Source organism: Streptosporangium sp. NBC_01755 (assembly GCF_035917995.1).
Classification (GTDB): Bacteria; Actinomycetota; Actinomycetes; order Streptosporangiales; family Streptosporangiaceae; genus Streptosporangium.
This window is the reverse complement of record NZ_CP109131.1, coordinates 5091306-5115124: the sequence shown is the minus strand read 5'-3', so window position 1 is coordinate 5115124 and position 23819 is coordinate 5091306. Positions and strand designations below refer to the sequence as shown.

Below are 23819 nucleotides of genomic sequence, written 5' to 3'. Positions count from 1 at the left end.
CTCGCTGACACGGTCCTTGCACCCCGCTCACTGCCCGCCTCCGGGGGGCGGGATCGGCCGCAGCGGATTTCCCGGCTCCACGTCGCCCGCCGGCCCGTCGGGCCCGATGTCCATGGGCGCCCAGGCTCCCTTGCCCCAGGTCTCCCCATCCGGCACCTGCACGCCGGGCATCTCCAGCGGTTCGATCTCCCTGGCGTTGTCGGCGAGCGTTCTGAGGGCGTCCAGATCGAGGGGACCCGCCTCCGCGGTGACGACGTCGCTGCCGTCGCCCGCCCACCGGGCGACCGAGCCCTCATCCGGACCCCCATCCGGTGGGGCGGCCACACCCCCGGGAGCCACCCCCGCCGCCTGCCCCGCGCCCCCGGCGGCATCCTCCGCCCCTCGCGCCTCGCTGAAGACCGCGTCGCCGATGGATGGCATCCCGACGTCTCCTCGCGGCGCCACAGCGGGCTGCGAGGCCGCCTCACCGGAGGTCGTCGTACCCGCCGTCTGGACGGCGGGCTCAGCGGAGGTCGTGGCCGGCGGCCGAACGGCCGCCTCACCGGAGGCCGTGCCCGCGGGCTGGGGAGTGGCGTCACCACCCGTGCCCGGCGGCTGGACGGTCTGGTCGGTGGTCGGTCCCGCGGTGTCGAGGAGCGGATAGTCGGGCTTGGCCGAATCGAGCGGGCCATGCGGCTCGACCCAGCCTGGCTGCCCCGCCGTGGCGGAGACGTTGTCGACCCCCGGCATCTCCAGCGGCGGGATGTCCTCGATGTTCTTCAGCAGCTCGTCGACCTCGGCCGCCGTGGGCGAGTCGAGCGGGATCTGGAGCACCTGCACGCCGTCGACCTCCACGACCCTGGCCCTGTGATCGCCGCTCTGGTCGATGTCGTCGGGATGGTCCTTCTTGGAACTGTCGAGGATGTCGTTGCCGGACGTGCCGCTCTCCTGCCTGGGCGAGCGCTCATCGCCCTTGGAACCGGAGTCACCCTTGGCGTCGGGATCGTTCACCGGCGTGTCACCCACGGAGCCATCCCCACGCGGCGTCGTCTCATCGCCCTTGGAACCGGAGTCACCCTTGGCGTCGGAATCCTCCCCACCCGGCATCGTGTCGTTCACATTGACGATCTCCGGCCGCGCGTCATCGCTTCTGGGCGTCTCCGGCGCGGGTGTGGAATCCCCCTGCGGCACCTCCGGCACGGGGGCGGCATCCGGGCTGGGAGCCTCAGGGACGGGCGTCTCGCGTGGCACGCCGTCAACCGGCCGCCCTCCGTCCTGAGGCCCCTCACCGGGCCCCGGAACCGCGGGTTTCAAATCCTCGACCTTCGGCGTCTCCGGCCGCGCCCCCTCAGCCCTGGGCGCCTCCGGCGTGGGATCAGCCTTCGGGGCCTCACGTGGCGTGTCGTCGGCTCTCGGCGCCTCCGGCATGGCATCCGGCTTCGGAGCCTCCGGCACAGGCGTGGGATCAGCCTTCGGGGCCTCACGTGGCGTGTCGTCGGCTCTCGGCGCCTCCGGCATGGCATCCGGCTTCGGAGCCTCCGGCACAGGCGTGGGATCAGCCTTCGGGGCCTCACGTGGCGTGTCGTCGGCTCTCGGCGCCTCCGGCATGGCATCCGGCTTCGGAGCCTCGCGTGGTGCGGTGTCAACCGGCTTGACGCTCTCCTTGGGGGTGTCCTCCCCGCGTGGGGAGGTCTCGTCACCCTTCGAACCCGTTTCCGGCTTCCGCTCGTCGGCTCCGGACGTCTCCGGCTTCGGCGTCTCCTTCGAACCGTCCCGTGGGGAGGTCTCGTCGCCCTTCGAACCGGTCTCGGGCTTGGCCTCGTCGGCCTTCGGGGTCTCGGGCTTGGCCACGTCACCCTTCGAACCCGTCTCGGGCTTGGGCGAGTCCTTCGGATCGTCACGCTGTGTGCTCTCGGCGGACTGATCACCGACACGGGGCTTGTCGTCCGCTCCGACCGCCGGTTTGAGACCGTCGGCCTTCGGGGTCTCGGGCTTCGCGTCATCGCCCGCCGCACCGGTCTCGGGCTTCGCGCCGTCGCCCGCCGAACCGCTGTCAGGCTTCGTGTCCCCGGCCCTCGGCTCGGCGGGAGGTGCCGTCACGTTCTGGTTGATCTTCTTCTCCAGCAACGCCACACGAGCGGAGACGTCACGGACCATCACGTCGCACGCGTCGGCGATCTGGACGGGCCTGTGGGTCGACTGCGAGGACAGGCCGGCCCCGCTCATCAGCTGGGTGACCTTGCCCTCGGCGTTCCGCATCTGATCAGCCGCCCGCCGTACCTCGGACAGCAGGTCGCGGACCAGCTTGGGGTCCATTCCTTCGAACTTGCCCATGGACGTCTCCCAGAAGTGTCGGCCCACCTCAAGGTACCGGGGAGACGGCCTCACGTCACGGTGATAATCAGATGGCATGGATCATGGACATGGGCCACGCCACGCCAGCCCCGTGAACCCGCCGAGGATCACGTCCCGGAGTGGACGTGCACAGCGACCCCGAGCCGTTCCAGCGTCCGCACAACGCCGGCCGCACCGTGGTGGAGCGGATAGTGCCCGATCTTGTCGAGCAGGACGGGAACACCCGGGTCCACATTCACTCGCCGGACTCTGTGCCACCGTCAGGCTCGGGACCTTCGTCGGTGGCGACGTAGCCGATCACACCGCGCAGCTTCTCCACCGTGATCGCCCCGCGCCGCAGCAACCTGGGCACCGCGGTGGTCAGATCCAGGATCGTCGAAGGAGTGCCGCTCTCACACGGTCCGGCGTCGAGATAGACCGACACCGAGTCGCCTAGCTGCTTCTCCGCGTCGGCGGCGCCGGTCGCTGCGGGGGCACCGGAGCGGTTGGCACTGGAGACGGCCATCGGGCCGGTCTCCTTGAGCAGGTCGAGGGCGACCGCGTGCAGCGGCATCCGGATGGCGACGGTGCCCTTGGCGTCCCCCAGGTCCCAGGAGAGCGACCGGTTCGCGCGGCAGATCAGCGTGAGCGGCCCCGGCCAGAAGGCGTCGACGAGATCCTGGCCGTAAGGACCGAGATTCTCCACCAGGGCGTTGGCCGCCCGGACGGTCCCGACCAGCACGGGCACCGGCATGTCACGGCCGCGCCCCTTGGCCTCCAGCAGGGCGGAGACCGCGGCGGGCGTGAAGGCGTCGGCGCCGATGCCGTAGACGGTGTCGGTCGGCAGCACCACCAGCTCACCCCGCCGTACGGCGGACGCGGCCTCTACCAGGCCCGCTGCTCGCTGCTCGGCGTCGATGCAGTCAAAACGTCGGCTCACTTTGCCTCCTGGAGATCACTCGCTACGCTCACTCGCGTGCCTCCTCGCCCACCGGCACATCGCCGACGGCCAAGATCCCTCGCTCACGGCGTGCATCCTATTCCCGGCCGAAGCGGGCGGTGACGAAGCGGTCCCTGCGCGTCAGATCCTGGCGGCTGCGGACATCGCGCCAGCCGTTCTCCTCAGAGAAGATCAGATAGACCGGGGTGCCCTGCTGATCGGCGTGCTCCACGGCGACGAAGCCACCGGGACGCAGCAGGCGCCTGGCGGTCCTTTCGACGGCCCTGACCTCGTCGAGGCCGTCGCTGCCCGACCCGTACAGCGCGCGGTGCGGGTCGTAGTCGCGGACCTCGGGGTCACGGGGGATCGCGCCGGGCGGGATGTAGGGCGGGTTGGAGACCACCAGGTCGACCTGGCCGTCCAGCTCGGAGAGGGCGTCGGCCAGATCCTCCGGGTGCAGGTGGACGCGGCCCTGGCCGTGCTCGATGATGTTGCGCTTGGCCCAGCCGTAGGCGTCCGGGTCGACCTCGACCGCGTGCACGGTGGCCAGCGCGACCTCCTGGGCGATGGACAGCGCGATGGCACCGGACCCGGTGCCGAGATCCACGACCACCGGCGAGGCGACGTCCATCTCCCGCAGCCGGTCGATCGCCCAGCCCACCACGATCTCGGTCTCCGGACGTGGCACGAACACCCCGGGCCCGACCTCCAGGGACAGGTAGCGGAAGTAGGCCCGCCCGGTGATGTGCTGGAGCGGCTCGCGGGACTCCCTGCGGGAGACGCCCTCCCAGAACAGGGCGTCGAAGTCGGAGTCCTTCACGGTGTGCAACTCACTGCGCCGTACACCGTGCACACATGCGGCGATCTCCTCGGCGTCGGTGCGCGGCGACGGCACACCTGCCTCAGCGAGCCGAGCGGTGGCGAGGGCGATCTCGTCCAGCAGAAAGGTCATGGCGCGTTCTATGAATGGTTGGCGAGCTTCTCCGCCATCTCAGCGTTGAGCAGGGATTGGATGACGGCGGTGAGATCCCCGTCGAGCACCTGGTCGAGGTTGTAGGCCTTGAAACCGACGCGGTGATCGGAGATGCGGTTCTCGGGGAAGTTGTAGGTGCGGATGCGCTCGGAGCGGTCGACGGTGCGGATCTGGGACTTGCGCTCGGCCATGGCGGCGGCGTTGGCCTCCTCCTCGGCGATCGCCTGCAGGCGGGCCCGCAGGATGCGCATGGCCGACTCCTTGTTCTGGAGCTGGCTCTTCTCGTTCTGGCAGGAGGCGACCACTCCGGTCGGGATGTGCGTGATCCGCACGGCCGAGTCGGTGGTGTTGACACTCTGACCACCGGGACCGCTGGAGCGGTAGACGTCGATGCGGAGGTCGTTCGGGTCGACCTGGACGTCCACGTCCTCGGCCTCCGGGTAGACGAGCACCCCGGCTGCGCTGGTGTGGATGCGCCCCTGGGACTCGGTGACCGGCACCCGCTGGACGCGGTGCACACCGCCCTCGAACTTGAGCCTCGACCAGACGCCCTCGTCGCCCCTGGCCTTCAGGGCGATCGTGACGTCCTTGTAGCCGCCGAGGTCGGAGTGGGTGGCGTCGATGAGCTCGGTCTTCCAGCCGATCCGCTCGGCATACCGCAGATACATCCGCAGGAGGTCTCCGGCGAACAGGGCGGACTCCTCACCGCCCTCGCCCGCCTTGATCTCCATGATGATGTCCTTGTCATCGTTGGGATCACGCGGGACGAGCAGGTTCCTGAGCTTCTCCTCCAGCTCGGGAACGCGCGCTTCGAGCTCCTTGGCCTCCTCCGCGAACGCCTCGTCCTCCGCTGCAAGCTCCCTCGCCGTCCCGAGGTCGGCCTGGACGCCTTCGAGCTCGCGGTAGGTGTTGACGATCGGGGTCAGCTCGGCGTAGCGCCTGCCGAAGGTGCGTGCCTGCTTCTGGTCGGCGTGCACGGAGGGGTCGGCGAGCTTGAGTTCCAGCTCGGCGTACTCACTGAGCAGCTCGTCGAGGTTCACCGTGCGTCCTTCCTTGAAAGCCCTTTACAAGCCTGCCTCATCACCACGAACGCCGACCCGGGCACCCCCTCCGCAGGAGGTTGTTCCGAGCCGGCGTCGGGATGGGGGCTACTGGCCCGTGGACTTCTTGCCGAAGCGCTTCTCGAAGCGCGCCACCCGGCCGCCGGTGTCCAGGATCTTCTGCTTGCCCGTGTAGAAGGGGTGGCAGGCGGAGCACACGTCGGCGTGGATCACGCCGTTCTTCGCGGTGCTGCGGGTGGTGAAGGAGTTACCACAGGTGCACGTCACCTGAGTGGCGATGTACTCCGGGTGGATGTCGGGCTTCATGTCGTCTTTTCCTCTCCAAAACGCGGTCGCCGGGTCGCCACTGTCTCTCGCCGCTGAGGCTTGCGCGCTGGCACACCAAGGTGCGCGCGGGCGGGAACCGGAACCGCTGCGGTTCGGCTACCAGTGTGCCAGATCCTTCAACCATCCCAGGCCACAAGACATTCCCCGGCATCCGCCTCCCCCACGGGACCGGGGCGGCGGGCGGTCACCTGCCCAGATACGCGAGCACGGCGAGAACCCGGCGGTGGTCGTCGGTGGCCGGTTCCAGGCCGAGCTTGCCGAAGATACTGGAGATGTGTTTCTCCACGGCGCCCTCGGTGACGAGCATGCGCCCGGCGACCGCGGTGTTGGAACGGCCCTCCGCCATCAGGGCCAGAACCTCGCCCTCCCTCGCGGTCAGGGACTCCAGGGGATCTCCCCTGCGCCGGCGGCTCAGCAGCTGCCCGATCACCTCCGGATCGATGACCGTCCCCCCGGCCGCCACCCGGCGCACCGCGTCGAGGAACTCGGCCACGTCCGCTATCCGCTCCTTGAGCAGGTAGCCGACCGCTGCGGCGCCGCCGCCGATCAACTCGGTGGCGTACTGCTCCTCGACGTACTGCGACAGCACGAGGATCGGCAGCCCCGGCCTCCGGCTCCTGGCCTCCAGTGCGGCGCGCAGTCCCTCGTCGGTGTGTGTCGGCGGCATCCGGACGTCGACGACCGCCAGGTCCGGATCGTGCTCGATGACCGCGGCCACCAGCCCTGGGCCGTCGCCCACGACCCCGACGGTCTCGATCCCCCCGTCGGCCAGCAGCCTGGCCAGCCCTTCGCGCAACAACACCGAGTCCTCGGCGATCACCACCCGCATGTGTTCGAGCCCTCACCATTCACAGGGCAACTCGGCCCTGATCGTCGTGGGGCCGCCGAGCGGGCTGTCGACGCTCAGGGTGCCGTCGATGGTCGCCGCCCGGTCGGCCAGCCCGGCGAGACCGCCTCCGGGCTGTGGCACCGCGGCGCCGACCCCGTTGTCGTAGACCTCAACGATCACACGCTGCTCCTGACGGCTGACCCGGATGAACGCCTCGGTGGCCTCGGAGTGCTTGGCCAGGTTGGTCAGGCATTCGGCCACGACGAAGTACGCGATGCTCTCCACCGCGGGCGGGGGACGATGCGAGACCTCCACCGCCAGGTCCACCCGCACGGGCGCGCGCGCGGCGAGCGACGACAGGGCGGCGCTCAGTCCCCTGTCGGTGAGGATCGCCGGATGGATGCCCCTGGCGAGATCGCGCAGCTCGGCGATGGCGGCCTTGGTACCCCGGTGCGCCTGGTCGAGGAGCTCCCGGGCCGCCTCCGGGTCGGAGTCCAGCTTGGCCTGGGCCCGGCCCAGGTCCATGGCCACGGACAGTAGCCGCTGCTGGGCACCGTCGTGCAGATCACGCTCGATCCTGCGCCGCTCGGCCTCGGCCGCGTCCACCCCACGGGCCCGACTGGCCCGCAGGTGCGCGGCGCGGGCCGCCAGCCGGTTCTTCTCCCCCGCGCCCAGCAGGGCGGTGCCGAGCAGGCCGTGCAGCCAGGCCATCCCCCGGGTCGCGTACAGGGCCGCGAGGAGGAATCCGACCCCGATCAGGGTGCACAGCAGCGCCTTCGGCCCGCTGTCGATCGGCAGCGGGCCGATGGGTGTCATCGGCTCCCCCACCAGCAGCAGTGGCAGTGGCGCCACGGTCAGGCCGAGCCCGAGCGTCCACAGGACCACCGATACCGTGAACTCCCCGATCCCGATCGGCAGCAGCAACAGCAGGTAGAGCAGATCCTTCCAGGTGGCGGGGTCGACGAACATGTCCTTCCAGCGCAGGAACAGGTTGTCGCCCTCGGACGGCCGGTAGGGGTTGGGGATGTCGACGCCGAAGGCCAGCCGGAGGAGGCGGCGCTCCAGCATCGCCACCCCCCGCCAGGCCAGCATGGTCAGGGCGAGGAGCGGCAGCCCGATCCACACGATCACCAGCACCAGGGAGAGCGGGATCACCGAGGCGAGCAGCGCGAACCAGGCGAGGCCGTGGAACAGGCTCACCAACAGGTAGGGAACGGCCCGCCAGGTCATCGGGTCGACGAACATGCCGAGGGGGCCGTTCGGCCCGAAGGGCACACGCCGCCGGAGCGGTTTCCTGACCACAGGCGTGCTCAGCACTGTCTCGGCAGTCATGCGCCTCCCCCTGTCGCCCGCGAAAAGGCGTCCTGAAGTAGGGATATCCCGAAGTCCGGGGTCGGACAAGCGCTTTGGAAACGCCGAACGCCCCGGCCTGAGTGGCCGGGGCGTTCCACGTGCGGTGAGCGGTCAGTCGCGCTCAGAGCTGACGGTCGTCTTCTGCACCTGGAGCAGGAACTCCGCGTTGGACTTGGTCTCTCTCATCTTCTCCAGGAGAAGTTCGAGAGCCTGCTGCATGTCAAGGGCGTGCAGCACGCGGCGGAGCTTCCAGATGATCTGGAGCTCGTCCTTGCCCATGAGGATCTCCTCCTTGCGGGTGCCGGACGCGTCGACGTCCACCGCGGGGAAGATCCGCTTGTCGGCAAGTTGCCGGTTGAGCTTGAGCTCCAGGTTGCCCGTGCCCTTGAACTCCTCGAAGATGACCTCGTCCATCTTGGAACCGGTCTCGACCAGCGCGGTGGCGAGGATCGTCAGCGAGCCGCCGTTCTCGATGTTGCGGGCGGCGCCGAAGAAACGCTTCGGCGGGTAGAGCGCGGTGGAGTCGACACCACCGGACAGGATGCGGCCGGACGCCGGGGCCGCCAGGTTGTAGGCGCGACCCAGACGGGTGATCGAGTCGAGCAGCACGACCACGTCGTGGCCCAGCTCCACCAGGCGCTTGGCGCGCTCGATGGCGAGCTCCGCGACCGTGGTGTGGTCCTCGGCCGGGCGGTCGAAGGTCGAGTGGATGACCTCGCCCTTCACCGACCGCTGCATGTCGGTGACCTCTTCCGGACGCTCGTCCACCAGGACGACCATCAGGTGGCACTCGGGGTTGTTGTGAGTGATCGCGTTGGCGATCGCCTGAAGCACCATCGTCTTGCCCGCCTTGGGCGGGGAGACGATGAGACCACGCTGGCCCTTGCCGATCGGCGCCACCATGTCGATGATCCGGGTGGTCAGGATGTTCGGCTCGGTCTCCAGGCGCAGGCGCTCCTGCGGGTAGAGCGGGACGAGCTTATTGAAATCGGGGCGCTGCCGCGCCTGCTCCGGGTCCATGCCGTTGACCGTGTCCAGACGGACGAGCGCGTTGAACTTCTCACGGCGCTCGCCGTCGCGGGGCTGGCGGACGGCACCGGTGACGACGTCGCCCTTGCGCAGGCCGTTGCGGCGGATCTGGGCCAGCGAGACATAGACGTCGTTGGAACCCGGCAGATAACCGCTGGTCCTGACGAACGCGTAGTTGTCGAGGATGTCGAGGATTCCGGCGATCGGGATCAGGACGTCGTCGTCGCCCACCACGGGCTCGTTGCTGTCGAAGCGGTCGCGGCCACGGCGGTTACGCTCGCGGAACCGGCCGCGACGGCCGCGACGGTCGTCGTCGTCGCCCACACCGTGCTGGTCGGTGCGGTCCTGCGGCCCCCGGTTCTGCGGGCCGCGGTCACCACGGTCGCCGCGCTCACCACGGTCAGTGACACGGTCACCGCGCTCACCACGGTCAGTGACACGGTCACCGCGCTCACCACGGTCAGTGACACGGTCACCGCGCTCACCACGGTCAGTGACGCGGTCGCCGCGGTCGTTGATCCGCTCGCCACGGCTCTGACCGGCGTCGGCGGCGCGGGAGTCGGTGCGGCCGTCGCCGCGGTTGTCGGCACGCTGGTCGCCACGCTCGCGGCGGTCATTGGTGCGCTCGCCGCGCTCGCCACGGCCGCGGCGCTCGCCACGCTCGCGACGGCTCTCACCACGCTCGCCACGGCCCTCGGCCGGGGCGGCGTCGATGGTCTGCTGCTCCACGACGGGCTCGGGCGCGACGACGGCGGCCACGGGCTCGGGAGCGGGGGGCGCCTGCTCCACGACGGGCTCGGCGGCCACGACGGGGCGGGAACGTTCCCTGCGGGTGCGCGCCGGACGCTCGACGGCCGGCTCGGCTGCGGGTGCGGGGACGGCTGCGGCCGGAGTCTCCTTGACGGTGACGGAAGCCTGGGCACTCTCGGTGGAGACGCCCTGCTTCTCCTGGATGGCCGCGATGAGCTGGCTCTTGCGCATCCGCCCGGTCCCGCTGATGCCCAGCCCGGAGGCCATGGCCTGCAGCTCGGGCAGCACCATGGCGGACAGGCCGGTGCCGGAGCGACGGCGCGGCTTGGCCGCTGGGCGGGTGGGGGTGTCGCCGGACGCCGGCGCCGTGCCGGTGACGTCGGAGAGGAGTTCGGTGGTGTCGCTCACTAATGGGTCCTTCCCAGGGGTCGGGCGTGGCCATGATCAGCCAATCGTCCCGGTGGTGCGATCGACCCGGTGGGACAGACCGGGTCGGGTTGCACGTTGCGATCCTCGACGGCCCATGGAGGGCCGCCGCCACTGTCGGAGAAGGGCTGGTCCAGGCCGTCACCATCGAGAATCGCCGACGGTGGGACTTGGAGGACACCCCCCCGGATTGCTACCGGCAACCAGATGTCGAGGTAGATCGAACGCGCATGTCCCCTAAAACGCCGCCTCTTCGCTGCCCCAGCCGAATGTGGAGCATTCGGAGGCGACGGATTCGGGGAGGCCACTGCGGCGCTCACGCCTCACGGAGTGAGACACGATGCAGCGATGTGTGGCTGACAAGCACGCACCCAACGCGGGGCACCTGGTGCGGCTATCAGCCTAACATCACCAGCGCACACAGCTATTCCCTGAAGGTCGAAGAGATGTCAGCGTGTCTCAACAGAAACAACGCGGGCACCCCGGGTTTCGACATCCAGTGGCTGGATGTGCCAGTCATTACCCACTTCTGCTGCGATCAAATCCTGCGTATTCGCCGTGGAAAACGCAAGAACCGTGGGCCCCGCCCCCGAAACGACCGCGGCGACGCCCGCCCCGCGCAGCCGCCGTACCAGATCGGCGGTGAGTGGCATCGCGGGCGCGCGGTAGTCCTGGTGGAGTCGGTCCTCGGTGGCGGCCAGCAAAAGTTCCGGCTCCGGTCTGGCCGTCAACGCCGCGACCAGCAGCGCGGCCCGCCCCGCGTTCGCGGCCGCATCGGCGTGCGGGACCTCCTTGGGCAGCAGCCCTCGGGCGACCTCGGTGGACAGCCGGTATCCGGGGACGAGGACCACGGGCCTGACGTCGGAGTGCGGGAGCAGCCGAACCAGGTACGGCGCGCCCGTTCCGTCCGTCCACGCGATGGTGAGCCCGCCTGCCAGGCACGGCGCCACGTTGTCGGGATGGCCCTCGATCTCGGTGGCCAGCGCGAAGACCTCGTCGTCGGTGAGCTCGGGTCGCGCCCTCTGCGGGGGGGCGGGGACGGAGCCGTCCGGGTACGGGGCCGCGGCCAGCGCGCGGGCGGCGAGGATGCCGGCGCAGATCGCCGCGGAGGACGACCCGAGACCGCGGGCGTGCGGGATGCGGTTGAGACAGCGCAACCGGATCCCGGACGGCTGCCCAAGCCCCATCCTGTCGAAGGTCGCGCGCATCGTGGCGACGATGAGGTGCCCCTCGCCCGCGTCAAGCTCGCCGGCGCCCTCCCCCTCGACCTCGATGACGACGCTCCGGGAGCCGGAGCCCTCCGAGGGCTCGAACAGCTCGGCCTCGACCTCGTCGTGGAGGCCGAGGGCCAGCCCCAGCGTGTCGAACCCCGGGCCGAGGTTCGCCGATGTCGCGGGGACCTGGACGGTCACCTTACCGCTGGTCATAGATCTCCCGGGGCACGGCTCGATGGCGTGGCCATGGCGGACAAGTCGCTTCTCCTATCTGCCCGGCGCTACGGGGTGTCTGCCCGCGACGCCGGGACGGTCGCGGCGTGCCAGGTTCACCGGGCCCCGCCCCTCGGATCTTCTGCCCACCGCAGTCAGGCGGTGCCTCTCCGCGTTGTCGCCGGTCACCGCGGCACGCCCATGGCCCCCGCCTTGTGCGGCAGCGCCTGACCGATCCTCGCCACGGCAAGACCCGCGGGATGGAGCCTAGGCGAGTTCGAGGGCGACGGCCGCGGCGTGCGCGTCGATCGGGATCGTCACCGGGGTGGGAGCGCCCGAGATGGCCCAGTCGGGGTCCTTGAGGCCGTTTCCGGTCACCGTGCACACGATGCGTTGCCCGGGCTCGACCAGACCCTGGCTGTGGGCCTGGAGGAGGCCCGCCACGCTGGCGGCGGAGGCAAGTTCGACGAACACGCCCTCCTCCTGGGCGAGCAGCTTGTACGCGGCGGCGATCTGACGGTCGGTGACGGCCTGGATGACGCCGCCGGACTCGTCGCGGGCGGCCTCGGCGAGCTGCCACGAGGCGGGGTTGCCGATGCGGATCGCGGTGGCGATCGTGTGCGGGTGGGTAACCGGCGCACCGTTGACGATCGGCGCGGCGCCGCTGGCCTGGAAGCCGAACATGCGGGGCGTCCTCGTCGCGACGCCGTCGCCCGCGTACTCGGTGTAACCCATCCAGTACGCCGAGATGTTGCCCGCGTTGCCGACCGGGATGCAGTGGATGTCGGGAGCGTCCCCGAGCGCGTCGACGATCTCGAAGGCGGCGGTCTTCTGGCCCTGGAGCCGGAACGGGTTCACCGAGTTGACCAGCGCGATCGGGTAGTTCTCCGAGAGCTTCCTGGTCATCTCCAGGCAGTCGTCGAAGGAGCCCTCGACCTGGAGCAGCCGGGCCCCGTGGACCAGTGCCTGAGCCAGCTTGCCCATCGCGATCTTGCCGCGGGGCACCAGAACGGCGCAGGTCAGGCCCGCGCGGACCGCGTAGGCGGCGGCGGAGGCGCTGGTGTTGCCGGTGGAGGCGCAGATGACCGCCTTCGCCCCGTCTTCGACGGCCTTGCTGATGGCCATGGTCATGCCACGGTCCTTGAAACTTCCGGTCGGGTTGAGGCCCTCGACCTTCAGGTAGACCTCGCAGCCGGTCAGCGCCGACACCCGGTTCGCCGGAACGAGCGGGGTGCCGCCCTCCAGGAGCGTGACGACGGGCGTCGCCGTGGTCACCGGAAGTCGGTCACGGTACTCCTCGATGAGGCCACGCCACGCCCTGGTCATGATTGCTCCTCCCGCGCGCGGCCAATCCGTGCGCGTGCTACCTGCGGTGTTGAAAAGAGTCTACGGGCAACCTGTTCGACCTTGGGATGCACTGTCCACCGAATGGACACCTGGGGCGTCCTGCCTACAGGAAACCCTAAGAATGGGCCGGTATGGTCTGCGGAGCTTGACAGGCCTTGACAAGCGACAGGCCAGACACATGACAGGCAACGAACCAGACAAGGGGTGCCACATCATGACGGGCGGCACGGCGGCGGACCTGCCACCGATCCGGCACAACGACTACTCCCCCCTGGATCCGCCCGCGCTCGGCGCGTGGGATCCGGAACTCTCGGTCAGCGTGATCATCCCGGCCCGTGGCGGGCAGCACAGGCTCGATCTGACCCTTGCCTCCCTGGCGGCGCAGACCTACCCGGACCACCTCATGGAGGTGATCGTGGTCGACGACGGCAGCGAATCTCCGCTGCGGCTGCCGGAGATCGTCCCGCGGAGCACCAGGATCGTGACCACCGGCACCTCGGGCTGGGGCATCGCCCACGCGGTGAACACCGGCGCCGCCCTCGCCGACGGGCGGATCATCCAGCGCCTCGACGCCGACATGGTCGTCTGCCGCGAGCACATCGAGGCGCTGGCCCGATGGCACCATCTGGCCGGTTACCTGGTCACGATCGGCGCGAAGAGGTTCATCGAGGAACCGTCGCTGACCGCGGCCCAGGTGCACGACGGCGTGCTGGCGGGCCGGCTGGAGTCCGTCTTCGACCTGGCGAGCGCCCTGCCCAGCTCCACCGAGCAGACGATCTCCCGGACCAACGGCCTGCGGGCCAGCCGTAACCCCTACCACGTGTGCACGGGGCCGACGGTGTCCATGCGGCGCGAGATCTTCCGGGCTGTGGACGGAGTGGACACGGAGGTGCTGCGGGGCGAGGACACCGAGTTCGCCTACCGGCTGGCCGCGCACGGCGTGGTCTTCATCCCCGACATGACGGCACAGGCCGTACACCTGGGACTTCCCGCCCAGCGCCGCAACCGGCAGCGGGCGGTACAGATCGTCGCCCCCTACCTGGCCCACCGGGTGCCGCTCCGCCGCGACCTGCGTAAGGACCGGGGCCGCCACTGGCTGGTTCCGTACGTGGAGGTGGTGCTCCACGTCGACGAGCCGGGAGGACAGGTGCGCGAGGCGGTGGGCGCGGCGCTCGACGGGTCGCTCGGCGACGTGGTCGTCACCCTGGTCGCTCCCTGGTCGAAGCTGTCCGCGGACCGCCGGCCGGTGCTGGACGATCCCCTGTTCGACCTGCGACTGCTGCGCGAGCACTTCGCGCACGACGAGCGGGTGCGGTTCGCCGACGAGGTCTCCGGCACCCCCGCCCCGATCCCGTTCCGCTACACGGGTCCGGTCTCGGTCCCGCTGGGACATGACTCCCTGGAGCGGATGATCGGCGCCATGCAGGACGACCGTTCCGGCATGCTCGTCGTCGATCTCGGTGGCGACGGCGAGGCGACGCTGGAGCGGACCGAGGCGCTGGGCCGGGCGAGGCTGCTCGGCGCGGACGATGTCGCCGCCGTCGCCGCCTCGATCATGACCACCCACGGTGTGCGGCGCGGCGACCGGCCGGAGTTCTGGCCGGTCGAGACGGCGCCCACGGCCTCGACCGCCGCCCAGGCCGCCGCCTCGGCCCAGGAGCGGGTTCCGGCCCCGGCTCCGGAGCGGGAATCCGCGCCGCCCGCGGCGGGGCAGGTCCAGCGGCGCCAGGTCCAGGGCGGGCTCGTGTCCCTCCTCGGCAGGCTCCGTACCGTCCTCAGGAGCTGAAACCGCGCGGTTCCCGCCGGTCAGGCCGGAGGGGGCGGCAGTGGTCAGCGGCGGCGGGTGATGGCCCGTTTGACCGAGGACAGCAGCCCGTACTGGACGACCTTCCTGGCGGCGGCCAGTTCCCTGCGCAGGGTGCCGACCTCGCGCCGCAGCTCGACCGCGCTCCTGCGCCAGCGGCCCGCCTCGTCACGCCATCTGGTCACCTGGCCGCGGAGCCGCTCGGTCTCCCTGGTGAGGCGGGCCACCTCGGCCTCGGCCTCGATCCTGGCCCGGTGGGCGCCGCGGCGGCCGCTGATGTGGCGGGCCTCGGACGCGAAGCCGTAGGTCTCGCCGTCCACCCAGATCACGCCGAAGGTGTCCTCCACGGCGTCGTCGAGGTCCTCTCCCTCCTCCAGCACGATCGCGGCGCGCGCGAACGCGGCGGTACGCTCCAGCCGTGCCGCGACGATCACCCGCTCCGGGCCCGCTCCGAGCCTGTCGGCCGCACCGTCCTGTCCCCCCTCCGCTCCCCCCTCGGCCAGCAGCACCGAGACCAGGCCGTAGCCGTCGTCCCCGGCCAGGTCGAGCAGGCGGGCCAGAGTGTCGTCGCCGGGCACCCACCCGGCGGGCAGCCTGAGCCGGTAGGGAACCGCCAGGCCGGCCGAGCTCGACCGCGGGGAGGCTTCGGATGGAGCTTGGGTGGCGGGGTCCTCGTCGGCGAAGCGGACCCTGGGCTCGTGGGCGTAGTGGCCGCGGATCAGCACCAGATCCAGGTCGGGATCCTTCAGGGGAGCGCGCCCCTCGGCCCCGATGCGCTTCCACGGGCCGGTGAGGGTGACCGCGACGTCGGGCACGGTGCCCGCGAGGACGGCGTCGACCGTGGCGCGGACCTCGTCGTAGGAGTATCCGGGATCTTCCTGCCCCGTCCTCCCCCCGGGCTCGACGACCACCTCCACGTACGGCACCTTCCACTGCCTGCTCGGATGGGAGCGGAGCCAGCGGTAGGCGGGGATCCGGTCGGCCACGAACGCGTGGCTGACCCGGTCGATCGGGGCCTTGCCGCGCATGCGCATGGTCGGGCCCAGGTGGAAGGCGCGCGACAGCGGCTCGGGGACAAAGACGGCGCCCGCCTGGGCGAGCCGGTAGCCCATCTCGGTGTCCTGGCCGAGGATCAGGTCGGTGTCCATCGGCCCGGCGGCGGCGAGCAGCGCGGCGTTGACCGATGTCGCGCCACCGACGTGCAGGCTGAACGCGCGGCGCGGGTTGGCGGTGAGGCCGTCGGTGCGCTCGACGAGGTCGACCAGCCAGGCGTGCGGCTCCGCGGGCTCGAAGAGCCTGGCCAGGTCGTCGGCGGCGGCCACCGCCTCGGGGGCGGGCAACCGGGCCGGAGTGAAACGCAGGTAACCGGTGACCGCCAGGTACGGGGCTTCGTGGTGCCAGCGCATGTGCGCCTCGACCGACCTGCGGTCGAGGACCACGTCGGAGTCGAGCCAGTGGATCACGTCACCGGTGGCGGCCGACAGACCCGCGTTGCGGGCGTGGGCTCGACCGGGGACCGGGCAGATGATCAGGCTGGTGCCCTCCGGGCGGAGTTCGGGCAGGCGCAGCGGCGGGCTGCTGCCGTTGTCGACCACGATGACCTCGATCAGCGCGGCCGGGTAGGTCTGCACGGCCAGCCCCGCGAGTGTCAGGTCGAGTTTCTCCTGGTCACCATAGGCGGGAACGACGATGCTCACCCGGAGCGAGGGCGTCCAGGCGCCCAGGGCGGGCGGTGTGAGGCTCCGGTAGTCGTTACCGGCGATCCGCGCCGTCATCGTGCTTCCAGGATCAGGCTCGGGCGGAAGCCATGCCACTGGTTCGACGCGACGCGCAGGAAGTGGGCGAGGGAGAGCCGCCAGGTGTGCTCGGCGCCGACCGAGCGCCGCAGCACGTAGCCCAGGCCGTGGGTGCGGTAGACGCGTGCCCCCGCGGCGTGCGCGGCCTTCAGCAGCCCGGCGTCGACCCCCCGGGACAGCGGGGGGAAGCCTCCCGCGTCTCTGAAGGTGTCCCCGGGAAGCAGGATCGTGCCTCCGGCGACGTGCTCGGACCAGGTCTCGCTGATGTAGTCGGTACGGCGGACCGTGGTGTTCAGCGGCTCCAGATAGAAGAACTCGGCCGCGGTGCCGACGATGTCCGCTCCGGCGTAGGAGCGGGCGAGCAGCAGGTCGGCCAGGTGCTCGGGGCCGTACCAGTCGTCGTCGTCCCACTTGGTGAGATAGTCGCCGCCCGCCCTGGACGCGGCCAGGTTGAGCACCTCCCCGAAGGGGGTCTCCTCTCCGGCCTCGACCACCGTGACGGGCAGGGCGCACTCACGCAGCGCCCGCCGGACATCCTCGTGTGCGGCGGGGACCCCGTGCAGGCCCAGCAGGACCTCGACCCGCACCCGGCGCTGCCCGGCGATCTGGCCGAGCGCGGAGCCCAGCAGGTGCGGCCGCATGCTGGACATCACGACGCTGACCGTGGGCGGTGCCGTCTCCGTCCGGCCCGTCCCGGCCTGGTCTCGGAGCCCGTGGCGGCGTAGCCGCACGCTGTGCTCCTCCCTGCGCAGTGCGGTCACCGACCGGAGACCTCCGCCGTCGTCCTCCTCCGGCGCCCAGGCCGCGAGCAGGCGGGCCAGTTCGGGGTCCACCCAGCCCGGCGAGACTGCGGCGTACAGCGGCACCCCGGCCGCGGCCAGGCCGGTGACCGCGCCGAGGGGCACCTCGGAGGCGGGCCACCGGACGGCCAGTCCCCGCAGCGGGCGCAGGCGGGTGATCTCCTCGGTGTCCGGCCGGTCACCGAGCGGCGAGCCGGCCGCCAGCCAGCCCTCACCCGTCCAGGACAGCTCGGCCGTCTCCCCTGCCGCCGAGCGCAGGAAACCCGCCGGTGTGGTGAGAAAGGGCGGGGAGAGGGAGATCGGCTGAGCGGGCACGACCGAAGGATAGCGAGGCAGGAAGATCCCTTCTCACTGCACTTCCCACTTGGCTTATGTGATCACCTTCAATCATTCACAACTGTCACACAGGTCACAGGAACCTTGGAATTTCCTATTCATCGACGTATTCGCACTTGAAGAGCAGATAGCCTCATTTATCCCCCCTCAATGACAGGTAACGACAGAGCGGCACGGAAGGTAAGCGCGGATGCCCACGCCCCGAAAACTGACGCTTCTGGCGGCGACCATCGGTCCGGTGGTTCTGATCGCGCTGGCGCTGCTCGCGGGCACCGATGTCATCTCGGTCACGGCGGCCATCGTGCTCGGCGCGATCGCGACGGTGTTCGCCGTCCAGATGCCGGCGATCGCGACAGTGCGCAGGGTCGACGGCAAGGCCCTGCGGATCGACAACCGCATCAAGCGCTACGAAGCGGAGATGACCACGGTTAAGGCCGCGACCGAGCGGCTGGACCGGCGACTGGACGAGATCGTCGAACTGCTCAGGAAGCACGAGCACAAGCGGGACGAGGACCTGCAGGCGATCCTGGTCTCCCTGGGCGAGGACCGGCTGGTCTCCATACCGCAGCGCCAGGAGATGGAGGAGATGGTCCACGACCTGCTGCCGCGCCTGGCCGCGGTGGAGGCCAGGACCGAAAGGGCCGCCCCGGAGGGAGAGGCGTGAGCGGGGCCGGGCACGGCGACGGCCAGGCCGCCCGGACCGGCGTCCCGCGCGCCGGGGTCAGGCAGAACGACTACGGGTCACTGCTCCCGCCCGACCTGGGCCGATGGGAACCCAGGCTCGGGGTGAGCGTGGTGATCCCGGCGCACGACTGCCAGGAGGCGCTGGACCGCACGCTCGCCTCCCTCGCCGCGCAGACCTACCCCGCGCACCTGATGGAAGTGGTCGTCGTCGACGACGGCAGCGACCCGCCGCTGCGCGTCCCCGAGATCACCCCGGCCGATACCCGCCTCGTCCGGGTGCCGGAAGGCCGCTGGGGACGGGGCTGGGCCCGCCAGACCGGTGCCGCCGCGGCGGGCGGCGACGTCCTGCACTGGGTCGACTCCGACATGATCCTCAACCGGGAGCACGTCGAGGCGCACATGCGCTGGCACCACCTCGTCCGCTACGCCGTCGTGATGGGCGACGTCCGCTTCACCCCCGACGGGGCCGGGCCCCGCGCCGGGGAGGTCCTCTCGGCCGTGGAGTCCGGGGACGCGGAGAAGCTGTTCGACGAGTCCGCGCCGCACGGGTGGCGGGCGACCGTGCTGGAGGAGACCCGGTGGCTGCGGGACGCGGGCGCCGGGGCCTACCGGCTCCACTCGGGGGCCAGCACGTCGGTCCCCGTGGCGCTGCTCCGCTCCGTCGGCGGCGTGAACACCACGCTGAACATGGGCGAGGACACCGATCTCGGCTTCCGCCTCGCGCAGGCGGGCGCGGTCTTCATCCCCGACCCGCAGGCCCGAGGCTGGCACCTCGGCCCGTCCACGGTCATGCTCAGGGAGAAGGAGGTGCACCGGCACAACTGGTCGGTGCTGCCCGACCTCATCCCCGATCTGCGCTGGCTGCGCACCCACCCGCGTAGGAACTGGCTGGTGCCGTACGTGCACGTCGTCGTCGACGCCCGCGGCGCCTGCTACGAGGACGTGCGGGTGAGCGTGGACGCCGCGCTCGCGGGCACCCTCGTCGACGTCGCCGTCACCGTGGTCGGGCCCTGGGCGCGGCTCCCCGCCGGACGCCACTCCTCCCTCGACGAGCCGCTGCTCGATCTGCGCCTGGTGCACAACCTGTACGTCCACGAGCCACGCGTCTCCTTCGCCGAGGAGGCGCCCTCGGGCTCGGCACCCGCGCCGTTCCGCCTCACCTTCCCCGCCGGGTGGGCGCTCGGTGCCGGCAGCCTGGCCGAGCTGGTCGAACTCGCCGAGCGCGAGGGGTACGGGCTGCTGAGCGCTGTGCTCGACGAGGGGGCCACCGGGGTCAGGGCGGCCAGGTTCGAACGCACCGCCGCCTTCGCCAGGGCCGCACTGGTGACCGGAGACGCCCCCGACGGTGACATCGGCAGTGACACCGGCGACGACATCGACAGCGACATCGACATCGACATCGACATCGACATCGACATCGACGGTGTCGTCCACGAGCTGTTCGGCTCCCTGTGGGTGAGCGCCGCCGAGTTCGGCGTGACGACCGCCGGGGAGGCGGAGCCCGTCGCCGGGGACCCCGCGAAGTGGCGGGCCGAGGGCACCAGGTGGAAGCGCGAGGCGGAACGGCTGCGGGGCGAGGTGGAAAGCCTCCGCGCCGAAACCGAGCGCCTGCGGGAGGAGGCCGGGCGCCTGCGGGAGGAGGCCGGGCGCCTGCGGGAGGAGGCCGGGCGCCTGCGGGAGGAGCGGCGGCGCGGTCCCCTGGGCGGGATCATCTCGACGGCCAGGCGGCGGACGGCCACGCCTCGCGGGAAGAGCGGCTGATGTCCCCTCTGATCGATCTTGTACGCACCGCCAGGGAGCGGAACGGCAAGCGGCGCGTCCTCGTCTACTGCGCGGGCTTCGAGGCACTCGGCGAGCTGGAGTCGTACGGGGCGATGGACCTCGACGGCGACCTCGACGGCATCCCTCGCGCAGAGGAGGGCGCCGCGGAGATCCTGGTGCTCGCCCGCACGCCGACCGACCTCCGCAGGGCCGCGAGCCTGCAGTCACTGCTGGCCATGGCCACGCGGGTGGTCGTCGCGGTGGAGGAGACACCGCACTGGTACACCGCGCCGGTGCCTTCGCCCACCCCCGCCCACCGCTGGCGGTCGCTCGTCGAACTCCGTGTCCACCAGCCGGAGCAGCCCGCCTGGGTGATCGAGGCGCGGTTTTCCAAACCGGCACCCGCCGGGCGGACGCTCGCCGCGACCGCCAGGGCGTTCGCGGGACACCGGATGGACGCCGTCGCCGCACCCGTCGCCGGTCTGGCCGGCCCCGGAGCGGTCCACTGGCGTCCCGGCGACCCCAACGCGGCCCCGTCCTCCCCGACGGGACCGGTCCCCGACAGGTTCGGCGCCCGTGGCGCCGACCTGGTCGTGCGTGCGGTCGGCGAGGAGCCGCCCCCCTGGTCCGGCGGCGAGAACCCGGCGGACCGCCCGGTCGCCGAGCTGATGAGCTGGGAGCGGCTCGGCCGCCCCGGCGGTGGCAGGATCCTCCAGGCCGGCCTCGGCGACCTGTCGGAACCCCGGACCATCCCCCCGGTCGACGACCGCTCGGTCAACCCCATGGGCTTCGTCACCGTTCCGTCCCTCGGTATGGCCGACCTGTCCGTGGAATCCGACCGCTGGGCGATCACCTGCGGGGGCGGGATCCTCACCGCCTTCGGAGCCTCCGGCGCCGTCACGGACGTGGACGTCAACCGGATCAGGCAGGTCAGAGGGGTACGGGTGGACTGGCGGCGCGGCCACAGCGGCCCGGTGGCCGCGCTGCGGGTCGTCACGGGGCTGGCCGCGGCCGGGGTACCGCTGGTCTGTGAGGCCGTGCCGCGCTGGGCGGGCGCCCTCGGCCCCGAGCTGGCCGCTCTGATCACCTCGGTCGGCGAGACCGCGCTCAAGGACGACCTGGAGCGCGAGGAGCACAGCATCCGGCTGCGCCGCGAGGCGCTGCGCACCCACGGCGTCCGCGCCCGCTGGGAACAGCTCGGCGCCCCCGCGGCGCCCTCTCCGCCGGTGTCGGTGCTGCTCGCCACCCGCCGCCCGGAGATGGTGGGCTTCGCGCTGGAGCAGCTGTCCAGGCAGCGCGGCGCCGAGTTCGAGGTGATCCTCGCCCTGCACGGCATCCCGGCGACGCATCCCGGCGTGGCCGAGGCGCTGGCCTCCTTCGAGCGGCCGGTCACCGTGTTCGAGGCGGGCGGGGAGGCCGTGTTCGGGGCCGTGCTGAACGAGGCCGCGGCCAGGGCGTCGGGATCGTTCCTGCTGAAGATGGACGACGACGACTGGTACGGGCCCGACTTCGTCTCCGACCTGCTGCTGGCCCACTCCTACTCGGGGGCCCAGGTGGTGGGCATGGTCCCGGAGTTCGTCTACCTCGCCTCGATCGGGGTGACCGTCCACCGAGAGCAGGTCACCGAGCAGATCACCAACTTCATCGCCGGAGGGACCATCTTCGCCGAACGCTCCGCCTTCGAGGCCGTGGGCGGCTTCCGTCCCCTGCCCGGCACGATCGACGCCCAGTTCCAGCACGCCGTGCAGGCCGCCGGCGGGCAGATCTACCGCACCCAGGGCCTGGGTTACATCCTGCGGCGCGGCAACGTCGCCGACCACACCTGGCGCGAGCCGATCGGCACGTTCCTGCGACGCAACAAGCGCCAGTGGCGCGGCTTCCGGCCGAGCGCGCTCATGGAACTCCCCCCGGAGGCGCCGTGAACGCGCCGCACCCCCTCGGGAGGCACCGTACCCGCCGCAGGCCTCTGCCGGAGAGACCGTGAACGCGCCGTACCCGCCGCGGGTTCCGGTCCAGGCCGCCGCGCCGCGGATTCCCGGAAACGACTACGGGGTGCTGCCGGCGCCCGTCCTCGGCGCGTGGGAACCGCACCTGCCGGTGAGCGTGGTGATCCCCGCCAGGGGAGGGCAGGACCGGCTCGATCTCACGCTGGCCGCGCTCGCCGCGCAGACCTATCCCACGCACCTCCTTGAGGTGATCGTCGTGGACGACGGCAGCGCGCCCCCGCTCCGGCTCCCCGAGATCGCTCCCGAGCACACCCGGATCGTCGTCGGCACCCCCGGCCGCCGGGGCATCGCCTGGGCCCTGGAGGCCGGCACCGCCGTCGCGGACGGCGAGGTGATCCACCGGATGGACGCCGACATCGTCTCCTACCGGGAGCACGTCGAGGCGCACATGCGCTGGCACCACCTGGCCGGCTACCTGGTGGTGCTGGGGACGCTGCGCTTCACCCCCCTGGCGGGCACCCCGCCCACCCCCGCCGAGGTCCAGATCGCCGTTTCCAAGGACAGGGCGGACTCCCTCTTCACCGAGGACCCCGAGCACGGGCACGACTGGATCGGCGAGCTCGTCACCGCCCACCGCGGCTTCCGCGACGCGCCCAGCTCGCTGCTGCACCGCGTCCACGTGGGCGCGACGGTCTCGCTGCCGGCCGCCCTGCTGAGGGAGGCCGGAGGGCTGGACACCTCCCTGACGCTCGGCGAGGACACCGAGCTCGGCTACCGGCTCACCCAGACGGGCGCGGTGTTCGTCCCTGACGCCGAGGCGCTGAGCTGGCACCTGGGCACGACGACCGCCATGCGCAGGCCCGCGGACGTCAGGCGGCACAACGACCCGTTCATCGCCGACCGGGTCCCCTACCGGCGCCATCTGCGCACCGACGCGGGCCGGCAGTGGCTGGTCCCCTACGTCGACGTGGTGGTGGATGCCCAAGGCGCCTGTTTCGAGGATGTCAGGGCGAGCGTCGACGGGGCACTGGCCGGCAGCCTGCCCGACGTGCACGTCACCCTGACCGGGCCGTGGGCGTCACTGGAAGGCGAGCGTCGCGCCCCGCTGGACGACCCGCTGCTCGACCTGCGGCTGCTGCGCGGCCAGTACGCCCACGACGGCCGTGTCTCCTTCGCCGAGCGGGTCCCGGTGACCTCGGCGCCCGCGCCGTTCCGGCTCGTCTGCCCGGCCGGATGGGTACCGGGGACGGAGTCCGTGGCCATGCTGGTCGAGCGGGCGGAGCAGGACGACGAGGGCCTGCTGCTCGTGGCGCTGGACGAGGACGAGTCCGGAGTCCTGGCCGCCCGTCTGGAGCGGACCTCCTCCGTCGCGAGGGCTGGGCGCGTGGCCCGCGAGGGCGAGTCGCTCGACGACGTGATCGCCGACCTGCACGGCGCGACCTGGCTGGACGCGGAGTCCTGGCGGCTGCGGCCGGCGGCGCGCGCCTACCCCTACTGGGCCACGAACCGCAACCGGGAGGCCGTGCGCTGGCGCGCGGCGGCCGAGTCGCGCGCGCGGGAGGCCGAGCGGGCCCAGCGGCAGGTCGCCAAGCTCAAGGCCGAGCTCAAGGAGTTGCGTGCCGTGGCCGCCAAGGGCCACCGCGACACCGTCAGGTGGAAGGAGAAGGCCGAGCAGCGCCGCCTGGAGGCGGTCGCCCTGCGCCAGGCCCGGCAGCGTTCCCTGCTCGGCCGCGCCGCCCGCGGCCTCCGCAGGCTCACCGGGGGCTCCTGACCGCCCTCACCCGTGCCGTTTCCGGGCGACGGCCCACCCCGCGCCGTTTCCGGGCGACGGCCCACCCCGCGCCGATGCCGGGCGACGACCCTCCGGCCCGGTCCTCCTGCCCGGCCCTCCGCGGATCCGAGGGGTCCTGACCGCGC

General features: G+C 71.5%; 18 protein-coding genes. 5 read left to right on the top strand and 13 right to left on the bottom strand.

From position 1 onward, the window contains the following. Positions 1 to 27: 27 nt before the first annotated feature. The 11 genes from OG884_RS24345 to thrC all read right to left on the bottom strand — a co-directional run bounded on the left by OG884_RS24345 (position 28) and on the right by thrC (position 12754). On the bottom strand, positions 28 to 2313 hold the full coding sequence (locus tag OG884_RS24345; RefSeq protein WP_326636509.1) for a hypothetical protein: 2286 nt from the start codon (positions 2311 to 2313) through the stop codon (positions 28 to 30). A 128-nt stretch (positions 2314 to 2441) separates the two neighbouring features. Next, the gene (locus tag OG884_RS24340) at positions 2442 to 2573 is read right to left on the bottom strand and encodes a hypothetical protein (RefSeq protein ID WP_326636507.1); all 132 of its coding nucleotides are present in this window, start codon (positions 2571 to 2573) and stop codon (positions 2442 to 2444) included. After that, positions 2570 to 3253, bottom strand: a complete 684-nt coding sequence (locus tag OG884_RS24335; protein ID WP_326636505.1) for an L-threonylcarbamoyladenylate synthase — start codon at positions 3251 to 3253, stop codon at positions 2570 to 2572. Before OG884_RS24335 ends, OG884_RS24340 begins: the two co-directional genes overlap by 4 nt. Positions 3254 to 3350: 97 nt before the next feature. Further along, positions 3351 to 4205 carry a peptide chain release factor N(5)-glutamine methyltransferase gene (prmC, locus tag OG884_RS24330; protein WP_326636503.1) on the bottom strand — a complete coding sequence of 285 codons (855 nt, stop codon included), beginning with the start codon at positions 4203 to 4205 and terminating at the stop codon, positions 3351 to 3353. An 8-nt stretch (positions 4206 to 4213) separates the two neighbouring features. After that, positions 4214 to 5266 carry a peptide chain release factor 1 gene (prfA, locus tag OG884_RS24325; RefSeq protein ID WP_326636501.1) on the bottom strand — a complete coding sequence of 351 codons (1053 nt, stop codon included), beginning with the start codon at positions 5264 to 5266 and terminating at the stop codon, positions 4214 to 4216. 108 nt (positions 5267 to 5374) lie between these two features. After that, positions 5375 to 5593: a 50S ribosomal protein L31 gene (gene rpmE / locus OG884_RS24320; RefSeq protein ID WP_030906633.1), complete on the bottom strand. Its 219-nt coding sequence runs from the start codon at positions 5591 to 5593 to the stop codon at positions 5375 to 5377. 205 nt (positions 5594 to 5798) lie between these two features. After that, positions 5799 to 6443, bottom strand: coding sequence for a response regulator transcription factor (locus OG884_RS24315; protein WP_326636495.1), 645 nt, complete (start codon positions 6441 to 6443; stop codon positions 5799 to 5801). Positions 6444 to 6455: 12 nt separating this feature from the next. Further along, positions 6456 to 7775, bottom strand: a complete 1320-nt coding sequence (locus OG884_RS24310; RefSeq protein WP_326636493.1) for a sensor histidine kinase — start codon at positions 7773 to 7775, stop codon at positions 6456 to 6458. Between the two features lie 132 nt (positions 7776 to 7907). Further along, entirely contained in the window at positions 7908 to 9983 is a 2076-nt protein-coding gene (gene rho, locus OG884_RS24305; RefSeq protein ID WP_326636491.1) for a transcription termination factor Rho, read from the bottom strand. Positions 9984 to 10450: 467 nt separating this feature from the next. Continuing rightward, positions 10451 to 11428: a homoserine kinase gene (gene thrB / locus OG884_RS24300; RefSeq protein WP_326636489.1), complete on the bottom strand. Its 978-nt coding sequence runs from the start codon at positions 11426 to 11428 to the stop codon at positions 10451 to 10453. A gap of 267 nt (positions 11429 to 11695) precedes the next feature. Next, positions 11696 to 12754: a threonine synthase gene (thrC, locus tag OG884_RS24295; RefSeq protein WP_326636487.1), complete on the bottom strand. Its 1059-nt coding sequence runs from the start codon at positions 12752 to 12754 to the stop codon at positions 11696 to 11698. Positions 12755 to 12989: 235 nt separating this feature from the next. Between thrC and OG884_RS24290 the strand changes: the two genes are divergently transcribed. Beyond that, positions 12990 to 14561, top strand: coding sequence for a glycosyltransferase (locus OG884_RS24290; protein WP_326636485.1), 1572 nt, complete (start codon positions 12990 to 12992; stop codon positions 14559 to 14561). 44 nt (positions 14562 to 14605) lie between these two features. On the opposite strand, the gene OG884_RS24285 is transcribed toward OG884_RS24290, so the two are convergent. Continuing rightward, entirely contained in the window at positions 14606 to 16354 is a 1749-nt protein-coding gene (locus OG884_RS24285; RefSeq protein ID WP_326636482.1) for a glycosyltransferase, read from the bottom strand. After that, positions 16351 to 17490 (bottom strand): glycosyltransferase, encoded by a 1140-nt coding sequence (locus OG884_RS24280; RefSeq protein ID WP_326636481.1) that lies wholly within the window; start codon positions 17488 to 17490, stop codon positions 16351 to 16353. The genes OG884_RS24285 and OG884_RS24280 overlap by 4 nt, the downstream gene beginning before the upstream one ends. 211 nt (positions 17491 to 17701) lie before the next feature. Between OG884_RS24280 and OG884_RS24275 the strand changes: the two genes are divergently transcribed. Genes OG884_RS24275 through OG884_RS24260 form a run of 4 tightly spaced genes read left to right on the top strand, consistent with a single transcriptional unit; the run spans position 17702 to position 23673 of the window. Beyond that, positions 17702 to 18175 (top strand): hypothetical protein, encoded by a 474-nt coding sequence (locus OG884_RS24275; protein ID WP_326636478.1) that lies wholly within the window; start codon positions 17702 to 17704, stop codon positions 18173 to 18175. Beyond that, entirely contained in the window at positions 18172 to 19956 is a 1785-nt protein-coding gene (locus OG884_RS24270) for a glycosyltransferase (protein WP_326636477.1), read from the top strand. The genes OG884_RS24275 and OG884_RS24270 overlap by 4 nt, the downstream gene beginning before the upstream one ends. Further along, positions 19956 to 21878, top strand: coding sequence for a glycosyltransferase family 2 protein (locus tag OG884_RS24265; protein ID WP_326636475.1), 1923 nt, complete (start codon positions 19956 to 19958; stop codon positions 21876 to 21878). Before OG884_RS24270 ends, OG884_RS24265 begins: the two co-directional genes overlap by 1 nt. Positions 21879 to 21936: 58 nt before the next feature. After that, a complete protein-coding gene (locus OG884_RS24260) occupies positions 21937 to 23673 on the top strand; it encodes a glycosyltransferase (RefSeq protein WP_326636473.1) in 1737 nt (578 codons plus the stop codon). Positions 23674 to 23819 lie beyond the last annotated feature (146 nt).

Bases quoted from the DNA above. Each gene is read 5' to 3' on its own strand.
- OG884_RS24310 (WP_326636493.1), bottom strand. From the start codon at position 7,775: ATGACTGCCGAGACAGTGCTGAGCACGCCTGTGGTCAGGAAACCGCTC.
- OG884_RS24285 (WP_326636482.1), bottom strand. From the start codon at position 16,354: ATGACGGCGCGGATCGCCGGTAACGACTACCGGAGCCTCACACCGCCC.
- thrB (WP_326636489.1), bottom strand. From the start codon at position 11,428: ATGACCAGCGGTAAGGTGACCGTCCAGGTCCCCGCGACATCGGCGAAC.
- rpmE (WP_030906633.1), bottom strand. From the start codon at position 5,593: ATGAAGCCCGACATCCACCCGGAGTACATCGCCACTCAGGTGACGTGC.
- OG884_RS24315 (WP_326636495.1), bottom strand. From the start codon at position 6,443: ATGCGGGTGGTGATCGCCGAGGACTCGGTGTTGTTGCGCGAAGGGCTG.
- OG884_RS24275 (WP_326636478.1), top strand. From the start codon at position 17,702: ATGCCCACGCCCCGAAAACTGACGCTTCTGGCGGCGACCATCGGTCCG.
- prmC (WP_326636503.1), bottom strand. From the start codon at position 4,205: ATGACCTTTCTGCTGGACGAGATCGCCCTCGCCACCGCTCGGCTCGCT.
- thrC (WP_326636487.1), bottom strand. From the start codon at position 12,754: ATGACCAGGGCGTGGCGTGGCCTCATCGAGGAGTACCGTGACCGACTT.
- OG884_RS24290 (WP_326636485.1), top strand. From the start codon at position 12,990: ATGACGGGCGGCACGGCGGCGGACCTGCCACCGATCCGGCACAACGAC.
- OG884_RS24265 (WP_326636475.1), top strand. From the start codon at position 19,956: ATGTCCCCTCTGATCGATCTTGTACGCACCGCCAGGGAGCGGAACGGC.
- OG884_RS24345 (WP_326636509.1), bottom strand. From the start codon at position 2,313: ATGGGCAAGTTCGAAGGAATGGACCCCAAGCTGGTCCGCGACCTGCTG.